The organism is Actinomycetota bacterium (assembly GCA_013152275.1).
GTDB lineage: Bacteria > Actinomycetota > Acidimicrobiia > Spongiisociales > UBA4744 > BMS3Bbin01.
Genome location: JAADGS010000046.1, coordinates 31,535 through 41,265, shown reverse-complemented (window position 1 = coordinate 41,265; position 9,731 = coordinate 31,535). Strand labels below are relative to the sequence as shown.

The window sequence follows — 9,731 nt, the reverse complement described above, 5'->3', positions numbered from 1 at the left end:
CGACGACGCCCTCCGGGCCGACGTGATCTGCCGCGAAGACCTTCCCGTCAGCGCTCTTCAAGTGTTCGGCGAGCCCGGATCGGATTGGATCAACACGATGGTCGACGCGGTCGTCGACGAGTCGGTACGTCAAGGATCGGTCGCAATGGAATCGACCGTCGCCGAGACCATGCAGGAGCTGCGTGACTTCATGTTCGAACGGGTGTACCTGCGACCGGAAGCGCGCCCACAACGGGAACGCGCCATCGCCGTGATCAGAAATCTGGTCGATCATTTCATCGAACACCCGGAGGAGGTACCCGACACCTACCGCCTCGACGATGCCGATGCGGTGGAGCGAGCAATCGACTACGTGTCCGGCATGACCGATCGGTACGCGCTGCGCGTCTACGACGACCTGTTCCGCCCCGAGGGGATCGACTGATTCTGGTCAATGCCGGCGTCGCCATTCGACGCTCCCATTGACAGGAAACAAACGGAGGGCGGGCCCCGAAGAGCCCGCCCTCTCGCGTTCGTGTTGGCTACCGCATCCTCGGCCGCATGCCGTGCCCGCGAGGAACCGTGATGGTCACCGTGGCCACGGTCGTGTTCCCGCAGGAATCCGTCGCCTCGTACGTCGCGGTGTAGATGCGTCCGTCCCCGTGTCCGGAGCGCTCGGCACGAAGCAAGAACGTCGTGTCGTCAATGATCACGATATCCCGAACCGTGTTGCCATCACCCCTGCCATTGTCCGGTTCGTTCGAGACGACCGAGACCAGGTGCCACTCGACATCCTGGGGGTAGTTGTCGACGACGGTCACGTCGACGTTCACCTCGACGTACCTGTGATTCGGTGGGAAGAGCACGTCCGGATCGGCGCTCAGGTAGATCTCCGGCGGTATCAGCTCACAGACGCCGACGATCACCGGATCGTGGTCGGACGCCCGGAACGGATCCGCAGCGTAGAGCGAGCTCGCTCCGTAGTAGTTGAACCCGACCGGTTCTGCCGCATCGATGTGCCAGATCCCCGCACCGCGCACATACTCCTGCATCGCGTCGTTGGCGAAGGCGTAGTCGAGCTCGCCGGCCTGCCCATAGTACGTGTACGAGTATTTGTCGTTGATCGGAAGTCCTGCCAGAAGATTCTCCAGGTCTGCCTCGAGCACGACAACCGGATCCTCTTTCGCATAGACGTTCAAATCGCCGACCGCGAGAACGTTCGGCTTGCCGGCATCTTCCAATGCAGATACGAACTCCACGACCGCACGGGCTTGGCTGACCCTCGTGGCGTTGTAGTAGCCCTGGCCGTCGCCAATGTCCTCATCGCCCTCGGCGAGCGTATCCCCGTAGTAACCCTTCGACTTGAAGTGATTCACGACCAGCGTGAACTCGTCCCCATAGAACTCGAAGGTCTGTGCCAGAGGAGGCCGCGCTTCCGCGAACGAGGCGTCGAGGCTCCACTGCGCGTCACCGACGGGGCTGACCACCGCGGGCTTGTAGATGATCCCCACCTTGATGGCGTTCGTGGCTTCGATGCCACCCGGGTAGTCGGGATCCCGGATGTAGTCCCACGTCCCGGCGCCCTCTTCTGCGTTCAGCAGATCGACGAGAGCGGAAACCGCCGTGTCTCCATTGTTCTCGAGTTCCTGAACGCCGATGACATCGGCTCCAAGGCCCGTGATAGCAGCAACGAGTTTGGCTCCCTGCTTCTCCAACTGGCTCTCACTTCGGGCACCACGGCCTCCGAGCGTCGTCCACCAGTTGTGTAGGTTGAACGATCCGACCTTGATCACACCGCCCACGCCGGGAGGTGTGCCGGGCCTCGGGTTGTCCTCGGAGAAGACGACCGCCTCGGTCGGCTCCAACTTGTACGCACCGTAGGCGTAGGTGAGCACCCCGGTGAGATCGGTCGTCGTGTCACCCCAGCGAAGGGTTCCGTACGGCTGAATGTAGGGAACCGGATCCGGATACTGGTGGTTGCTGGCGTCGTCGAGGACGAGGAGACGCGGTTCGAGGATCTCCGCGACACCGTCACTGTCGTTCGAGTCGTACCAGTCGAAGCTCGGAGCGAACTGATTGGTCGGAGCGAACAGCCGCCCATCGGCCGACAGGATGACCTCGCCATACTTCGTCAGGTTGTAGCTGTCGGCCACCGCGAGGGATTCCGGGAATGTCAGCAGCATGCCCTCGTACGGCTCGCGATCATCCTCTGCCACCGGCAGATCGACGGCGGTCGGTGTAACCGACCCGCTGCCGCACACGGTCAGGTCGGACACATACTTCAGCTCCGTCAGTCCGTAGTACTCGGCCACCTTCGCCTGGAAACGCAGATGCTGGCCGACCTCCACGTCGCCCCACATCGCCTTCTGGTACACGAAGATGCCATCGGATGTCGCGACGTCACCGTCACCGGCGGCGTCCTGCAGGAAGAAGCCTTTCAGCTCACTCGATTCCTGAAAGTCGGCGGTCACGACACCTTCGGTCCAGATCATGGAACCCTCGATCGGGCTGGCATCGCCGCTGCCCTGGATGTCGTAGATCGGTGTGTACCGGAGGCCGCAGGCACGCAGATCGACGAAGAGGTCCCCGTCGTCACGTGGCTCGATCTTGAAGTTGCCATAGGCATAGTCGAGGGGTCCTTGCACGAACGTCACCGGATCGCCGGCATACGGTACGTAGCCGTATGAGCCGAGATCGTCGACTCGCACCGGCCCGCTGTCATCGTCGACCGACCATTCGCCGTGTCCCAGATCGGGATCGACGACCGTCGCATTCTCGGCACGGACGAAGACGGACTCCCACTGCTCTCGGGCGATATCCCCGGTGGCCAGCACTTCGGGCGCCGGAAACGTCCCGGGACCAATGTTCCACAGTGCACCACCGTCGATCTCCGTCTTGCCGTGGTACTCCTTGACCTGGCCTTGGACTCGAACGACGTTGCCGACGGCAGGGATCGGGCTCGGGTTGTACAGATACAGTCCACTGAACGGCCCCGTTCCGTCCTGGATGAAGACCTTCCTGCCAAACACGGCGGTGACGACACCCTCGGTCACCACCGTCTGCCCGGCCAGCGGCGAGGCATCACCGGTCGTGTACTGAATCTCGTAGATCGTGTTCGTGACGTCCGGAGCGGGCACCGCGGTAAGAGTCTGCCCCGTGTTGACGGCCCCGAAGGTCGCGGGTGTCGGTCCCGTCCAGGTGAAGTCCTCGTAGATCGAACCGGTGCCGACGAGTTGGAGCGAGTCACCGACCGGCGTCGAGGAGCTTTCGGAGACGCCGATGTCGGTACTGGTCATGCCATCTGCCGGACCGGTGGTCGCGGTGAACGTCCCCTCATAGCTCAGGAACTGGACCACCGTGCTGCTGTTGTCGACGAGTGCCAGGCCGTCGGGAGCGCCATTCTGGATGCTCGCTTGTGGGAACGAAAGGGTGCCATAACCCGCCATTTGATCCGGAATGGTTCCCGAGAGATCGATCGTACCGTAGTTGGCACCGCCGCTTCCGTTGTAGAGCACGATGCTCCACCCCGTGAGGTCGGTGCCGGCCGGTCCGGCGACCTCCACTGCCTCACCTGTGTCACCGCCGGTGTTGTCATAGTGGATCTCATTGATGAATACCGACGTCCCTGCCGTCCCTGCCGCCGGCGCTGCGCTGAGAGGCAACAGTGCCACCACCATCGCGAAGATCGCCAGTACGGTCCATCTCTTGCGTTTCACAGTGCCCTCCTGTCTCAGAGGGCGCGCGCCGACACGGTCAAGAACATGACGAAAGTGGGATACCGACTGAACGTCGACATCCTCCCGAGTCGCGTCTCCACACTGCAGTCAGCACGGGCCCCTTCGGCGAATCGCTCCACCGTCGAGCTTAGCCGACGGTCGACCACGCTGCGTGGGCATACACCGCCGCCGAGCCCCCTGGCCGTCACCAGAACGGTTTCTCGTCAATGCCGGCGTCGCTATTCGACGCCGGCATTGACAGGAAACTTCAGGACAGGATTGTGTCGATCTTCTCCAGCACCTCCGCCGGAATCTCGACCCCACTCGCGCCCAGGCTCTCCTCGATCTGCGACACCTTCGTCGCGCCGGTGATCGCGCTTGTCAGCGACGGCCGGCGCAGCACCCAGGCCAGCGCAAGCTGGGACCGGGTCAATCCCATCTCCTCGGCGATCGGTTTCAGTGCCTTGGCCTTCTCGCGCCGCTCTTCGGTGTACATCCAGTCCTTCAACTCTTCATCCCGTGCATACCGCGACCCCTCGGGGAAACCGTCGTCGTACTTGCCGGTCAGCATCCCACCGGCCAACGGACTCCAGACGACCATGCCCATCCCGGCCGCTTCCACTTCGGGCAGGATCCCGCTCTCTACCCGCTCCCGATACAGCATCGAGTACTGCGGCTGCTCGCACGCCGGCGGGTGCAAACCGTTCCCGCGAGCGAACGCGACCGCCTCGGCGATCCTGGCCGCCGGCCACTCCGACGTACCCCAATACAGCACCTTGCCTTCGTCGACGAGTCCGCTGAACGTGGTAACGATCTCCTCCATGGACACTGCATCGTCGTGGCGGTGAGCGAAGTACAAATCCAGATAGTCGGTGCGAAGCCGTCCCAGGCTCTTCACGATCGACTCCCTCACATGCTTGCGGGATAGACCCCGATCGTTCACGTCCTCGGACATCGACCAGTACACCTTCGATGACATCACCAGCGTATGTCGCGGAAAATCAGCCAGCACCTCGCCCATCACCCGTTCGGCCTGTCCCTGTGCGTACACGTCGGCGTTGTCGAAGAAGTTCACACCGCCCTCGTACGCGGTCCTGGTGATCTCGGTGATCAACTGTTTGTCCTTCACGGAATCGCCGTAGGTCGTCCACGCGCCCAGCGAGATCTCCGAGACCTTCAACCCCCACTTGCCCAACTGCCGGTATCGCATCATCGGCTCCTGTCTCTCGCCTAATCTGCTGCTGTGGATTCTGACGTTATCGAGATCGAGCGCAAAGAGCATGTTGCAACGATCTGGCTGAACCGGCCAGAGAAGCTGAACGCTCTGAACCTGCCGATGTGGACCGACATCCCCAAGGCCGTCCAGGCCGTCGGAGACGACGGAGAGACCCGGGCGATCGTCATCGCAGGTCGGGGCCGCGCATTCACCGCCGGGATCGACATCACCGCTCTGGCCTCGTTCCCACCCGGCACCGACGTCAAACGTCGCCACGACCTCTACCACGAGATCAAACGCCTTCAGAGATCGTTCACCGCATTCGCAGACAGTCCCCTGCCCGTCATCGCCGCGATTCACGGTGCATGCATCGGTGCGGGGGTGGATCTCATCACCGCCACCGATATTCGCCTCGCCGCCGCAGACGCCCTGTTCTCGGTACGTGAGACCCGGCTCGGCATGATCGCGGACGTCGGCACGATGCAACGCCTCCCCAAGATCATCCCTGCCGGGTATGCCGCCGAACTCATCTACACCGGACGGGACGTCACGGCAGCCGAGGCCGAACGCATCGGTCTCGTCAACCATGTCTACGCGGACAGCGATGCCCTCTTCACGGCCGCACAGGATCTCGCCGGGTCGATCGCCGCCAATTCCCCACTCACGATCCGTGGCATCAAGCATGTTCTGCGCGCCGGCGCGAGCCGGCCGATCGAGGAAGCACTGGACTACGTGGCCCTCTGGAACGCGGCGTTCCTCAACTCCGACGACTTCGTAGAAGGCCTCACCGCTCTCATGGAACGCCGTACACCCAACTTCAAGGGAGAGTGACATGGATCTCGTCGTTTTCGGTGATGCCGGTCGGCTCCTGGTCGCAGCGTTACTCTCGGGCGCCATCGGATTGGAGCGAGAAGTCCGCCTCCAAGCGGCCGGATTTCGTACCCACATGCTCGTCGGCATCGGATCGGCTCTGTTCACGCTCCTTTCGCTCACTGCCTTCGGCCCGACCGCCGATCCCGCTCGTATCGCCGCACAGATCGTGACCGGTATCGGTTTTCTGGGTGCAGGAGCGATCTTCAAGGAAGGCGCAACCGTTCGAGGTCTCACAACGGCAGCAGGACTGTGGACCGTGGCGGCGATCGGGATGGCCGCCGGCGTCGGTAGTCTGCTGCTGGCCACCGTCGCCACCGCCGTCGTGCTCCTGGTCCTCTTCGGCCTACGGATCATCGACGCCCGGCTGCGACGGCGCCTTGGGACGAACCTCGTCACGGTCGAGGTGATTCTCGATGATGCAGCGAGTTTCTCGAAGGTTTGGAAGATCGCAACTAAGATCGACCCCTCTGCCGAAGATGTCAGCTTTCGGCGGCACGGGGACACGGGCGGCACGATGCGCATGGACGTCGACGTCCAGCGTGCCCAGACACTCGTAGAGTTGCTCGCAACCCAGGAAGGCGTCACCGACGCCGAGGTGGCACGATGACCAGACCGATCATCCCCGTGATACTGGCCGGCGGTTCCGGAACACGGCTCTGGCCGCTTTCACGACGAACCAGCCCCAAGCAGTTCACCGCCCTCGTCAGCCCTCGGACGATGTTGCAGGAGACCGTCGAGCGCGCCAACATGATCGAAGCCGCCGGCGCCCCGATCATCGTGACAAACGCCGCCCAGGCAGCCACCGTTCGCGAACAGGCACCCGGAGCCACACTGATCATCGAACCTGTCGGACGTAACACGGCGCCGGCCACGGCCCTTGCCGCTCTCTACTCCACCGCCGACGGCACCGATCCGATCCTGCTGGTCATGCCGGCCGATCACGTGATCAAGGATCTCGATGCCTACCTCGATGCGATGGCCCGAGCGATCCCCCATGCCGACGCCGGCAGACTCGTCACGTTTGGGATCGTACCGACCGCACCTGAGACCGGATACGGCTACATCGAGCAGGGAGGCTCGATCGCAGACGCGTACCGGGTGGCCAGATTCGTCGAGAAGCCAAACGCCGCAATCGCTGCCAACTACATCGCGTCGGGCCGCTACCTGTGGAACAGCGGCATGTTCGTGTTCCGGGCTTCCCGATTCCTCGCGGAGCTCGACAGACACCGTCCCGAGATGCTCGCCGCCGTACGCTCGGCTTCGTCACGCAGCGCTCGCAGCAATGGAACGATTCGCATCGACCTCGAGTCATTTGCGGCAATCGAAGGCGACTCGATCGACTACGCCGTGATGGAGCAGACGGCAGACGCCGTCGTCGTGCCTCTCGACGCGGGTTGGAGCGACATCGGCTCGTGGGCGGCCCTCTGGGATATCGGCGAGCGGGACGAGAATGACAACATCCTGGCCGGCGATGTCTTTGCTCTGGACACTTCAGGATCGTACGTGCGAGCGGAAAGCCGTCTCGTCGCGATCGCCGGTCTCGACGATGTTGTCGTCATCGAGACTCCTGACGCGATCCTCGTGTGCTCACGCGAGAACGCCCAGGACGTCGGTCGCCTTGTAGAACGTCTCGAATCGGCCAATCGACCGGAACTCGAGTAACACGTCTTCTCGACACCCGCACATACCTGATCGGGCCGCGCCCACTCGGCGAACCGGGATCGGAGCCGTCTATCCGCCGGACCACCAGGTGTCCTGGTCCGCCCGGGAAGGTCTTGTGGGCTCTTCGTGAGGTTTCGCCCGGGATGACCGGTCGTGCACGGCCCACCACACCACGAGCCCGGCCAGGAAGAGCACCCCGGCAACGACCGTGACCTGGACCACGAAAGATCGCAGATGCGAGGAACGGATGATGTCATCGACACGATCGGCCGACACGACACCAATCACAAGAACAAAAAACTGTCCCATGGACCCCCCTGACTCCCCGCAAGGCCACTCCTGTCGGGCAGGGATCACGGCGTGACGCAGCATTGCTGCAAGACCGCAGGCGGGATGGCGGCTCGAGCCTGTTCGGTTGAGCCGAGAACGTGGCGAGCGGACATCAGAACGGCGCGACCCGATCCGAGAGAATGCCGGATCGATCTGTGTCGATGAACGATGCACCGTCGTCGAGATGCTTGCCATGCGTCACTCGGTGGTCTCCTAGTCTCCGAGCATGCGCGAACGGAACAACGAGCGGAAGACGAGCGCCCTTCAGCGTTACCTGCCGATCATGGCGTGGTTACCTCACTACCGGCGCTCGTGGTTGCGGCCGGACCTGTTCGCCGGACTCACGCTGTGGGCGGTGCTCGTACCGGAGGCCATGGCCTATGCCGGGATCGCCGGGGTCGACCCCGTCATCGGTCTCTACACCGTCCCTCTGCCATTGCTCGCGTACGCGGTTTTCGGGAGTTCTCGCATCATGGTGGTCGGCCCCGACTCGGCGACCGCGCTGTTGTCGGCCGCGACGATCGGATCTCTGGCTGCAAGCGGCAGCGCCGACTACGTGGCCCTCACGGCGGCGCTCGCCATCCTGGTCGGGATCCTCTTCTTGGTGTTCGGGCTGCTTCGCCTCGGATGGGTCACAGACTTCATCTCCCGGCCTGTCATGCAAGGCTTTATCGCCGGCGTCGTGCTGGTCACCATCATCGGCCAGGTCCCGACGCTGATCGGACTCACCCCGACGAGGGGTGACTTCTTTCAGCAGCTCTGGGACATCCTCGGTGCCCTGTACAACGTCAACTTGGCCACCGTCACCGTTGGCGTGGGCTGTCTCCTCCTGCTCTTCTGGATCAGGAAGCACGCTCCGCGGGTCCCGGCAGCCTTGGCGACGATTGTCGTGGCGATCATGGCCGTGACCCTGCTCGACCTGCAAGGTCGTGGGGTCGCGGTCGTCGGAACCATCGCCGCGGGCCTGCCCAGACTGAGCCTGCCATCCGTCGGCGGCCTCCACGTGTACAAGACGCTTTTCTCCGGAGCACTGGCGATCGTTCTCCTCGGCTACGCGGAGACGCTCGGATCGGCCAAGGCCGCCGCTGCCGAGACCGGAGAAACCATCGATCCCAACCAGGAACTCCTCGCCCTGGGACCCGCCAATCTCGGAGCAGGCCTCAGCGGCGGCTTCGTTGCCGTGGGAAGCTTCTCCAAGACTTCGGTGGTGCTGGCAGCGAAGGCCAAGACACAACTCGGGTTTGTCCTCACGGCGGGCCTGGTCGTCCTGACACTGCTGTATCTCATGCCGGTCTTCGAGCATCTACCCGACGCCGCGCTTGCCGCGGTCGTGATCGAGGCGATGGTCGCCCTTGCGGATCCCGCCTACTTCCGCAAGCTCTGGCGCATCAGCCACTCGGAATTCCTCCTCGCCTTCGTTGCCATGTTCGGAGTCCTCTCATTGGGTGTGCTGCCCGGAATCGGGGCAGGAATCGCCCTCGACCTGCTGCTCCTGATCCGCAGCGCGAGCCGTCCCCGAGCGGTCACCCTGGGCAAGACCGCCGGTCACGTCTTTCAGGACCTCTCGCTGCACCCCGAGGGAACGACGGTCCCGGGGTTGGTCGTGTTCCGCTTCGAGGCCCCGTTGATCTTCACGAATGCCTCCTTCTTCGTGGAGGAGGTCGAGCGTCTGGCCTCCGAAGGTGACATCGACACGGTGCTCGTCGACGCCGAAGGCATCAACGGCCTGGACTCCACCGCCGCCGAACGTCTCCTCGAGCTCCACGACGAGCTGAAGCGCCGTCAGATCTCACTGTGTTTCGCTCGTGTTCGTGATCCCGTCAAGGACGTGATGCGGGCGAGCGGCGTGCTCGACGCGATCGGTGAGGACCACATCTACGGATCCATCACCGCCGGCGTCAAGGCATTCAAGCGCGCACACAAACAACCAGGCTGAGACGGGTGCCCTTTCGAAG

General features: G+C 63.4%; 8 protein-coding genes. 5 read left to right on the top strand and 3 right to left on the bottom strand.

Annotated elements, in window-relative coordinates; translation table 11 throughout:
- A partial coding sequence (locus GXP34_08655) for a deoxyguanosinetriphosphate triphosphohydrolase (protein NOY56044.1) occupies positions 1-424 on the top strand: 424 nt, incomplete at its 5' end.
- A 97-nt stretch (positions 425-521) separates the two neighbouring features.
- Here GXP34_08655 and GXP34_08650 read toward each other — a convergent pair.
- Both GXP34_08650 and GXP34_08645 read right to left on the bottom strand, forming a co-directional pair.
- Complete coding sequence (locus tag GXP34_08650) at positions 522-3,695, bottom strand: ExeM/NucH family extracellular endonuclease (protein NOY56043.1); 3,174 nt, start codon at positions 3,693-3,695, stop codon at positions 522-524.
- 268 nt (positions 3,696-3,963) lie between these two features.
- Positions 3,964-4,905, bottom strand: a complete 942-nt coding sequence (locus tag GXP34_08645) for an aldo/keto reductase (GenBank protein NOY56042.1) — start codon at positions 4,903-4,905, stop codon at positions 3,964-3,966.
- Between the two features lie 33 nt (positions 4,906-4,938).
- Here GXP34_08645 and GXP34_08640 point away from each other — a divergent pair, with 33 nt between their 5' ends.
- From GXP34_08640 to GXP34_08630, 3 genes are read left to right on the top strand one after another with little or no spacing between them, the layout of a single operon-like run.
- Positions 4,939-5,742: a crotonase/enoyl-CoA hydratase family protein gene (locus GXP34_08640; GenBank protein NOY56041.1), complete on the top strand. Its 804-nt coding sequence runs from the start codon at positions 4,939-4,941 to the stop codon at positions 5,740-5,742.
- A 1-nt stretch (position 5,743) separates the two neighbouring features.
- The gene (locus tag GXP34_08635) at positions 5,744-6,391 is read left to right on the top strand and encodes an MgtC/SapB family protein (protein NOY56040.1); all 648 of its coding nucleotides are present in this window, start codon (positions 5,744-5,746) and stop codon (positions 6,389-6,391) included.
- Positions 6,388-7,446: a mannose-1-phosphate guanylyltransferase/mannose-6-phosphate isomerase gene (locus tag GXP34_08630; protein ID NOY56039.1), complete on the top strand. Its 1,059-nt coding sequence runs from the start codon at positions 6,388-6,390 to the stop codon at positions 7,444-7,446. The genes GXP34_08635 and GXP34_08630 overlap by 4 nt, the downstream gene beginning before the upstream one ends.
- Before the next feature lie 69 nt (positions 7,447-7,515).
- Here GXP34_08630 and GXP34_08625 read toward each other — a convergent pair whose 3' ends face one another.
- Positions 7,516-7,755, bottom strand: coding sequence for a hypothetical protein (locus GXP34_08625; GenBank protein ID NOY56038.1), 240 nt, complete (start codon positions 7,753-7,755; stop codon positions 7,516-7,518).
- A 247-nt stretch (positions 7,756-8,002) separates the two neighbouring features.
- Here GXP34_08625 and GXP34_08620 point away from each other — a divergent pair, with 247 nt between their 5' ends.
- Positions 8,003-9,712 (top strand): SulP family inorganic anion transporter, encoded by a 1,710-nt coding sequence (locus GXP34_08620; protein NOY56037.1) that lies wholly within the window; start codon positions 8,003-8,005, stop codon positions 9,710-9,712.
- Positions 9,713-9,731: the final 19 nt, after the last annotated feature.

Excerpts from the sequence above, each read along its gene's own strand:
- GXP34_08645 (NOY56042.1), bottom strand. The coding sequence starts at position 4,905 with ATGCGATACCGGCAGTTGGGCAAGTGGGGGTTGAAGGTCTCGGAGATC.
- GXP34_08625 (NOY56038.1), bottom strand. The coding sequence starts at position 7,755 with ATGGGACAGTTTTTTGTTCTTGTGATTGGTGTCGTGTCGGCCGATCGT.
- GXP34_08630 (NOY56039.1), top strand. The coding sequence starts at position 6,388 with ATGACCAGACCGATCATCCCCGTGATACTGGCCGGCGGTTCCGGAACA.
- GXP34_08620 (NOY56037.1), top strand. The coding sequence starts at position 8,003 with ATGCGCGAACGGAACAACGAGCGGAAGACGAGCGCCCTTCAGCGTTAC.
- GXP34_08635 (NOY56040.1), top strand. The coding sequence starts at position 5,744 with ATGGATCTCGTCGTTTTCGGTGATGCCGGTCGGCTCCTGGTCGCAGCG.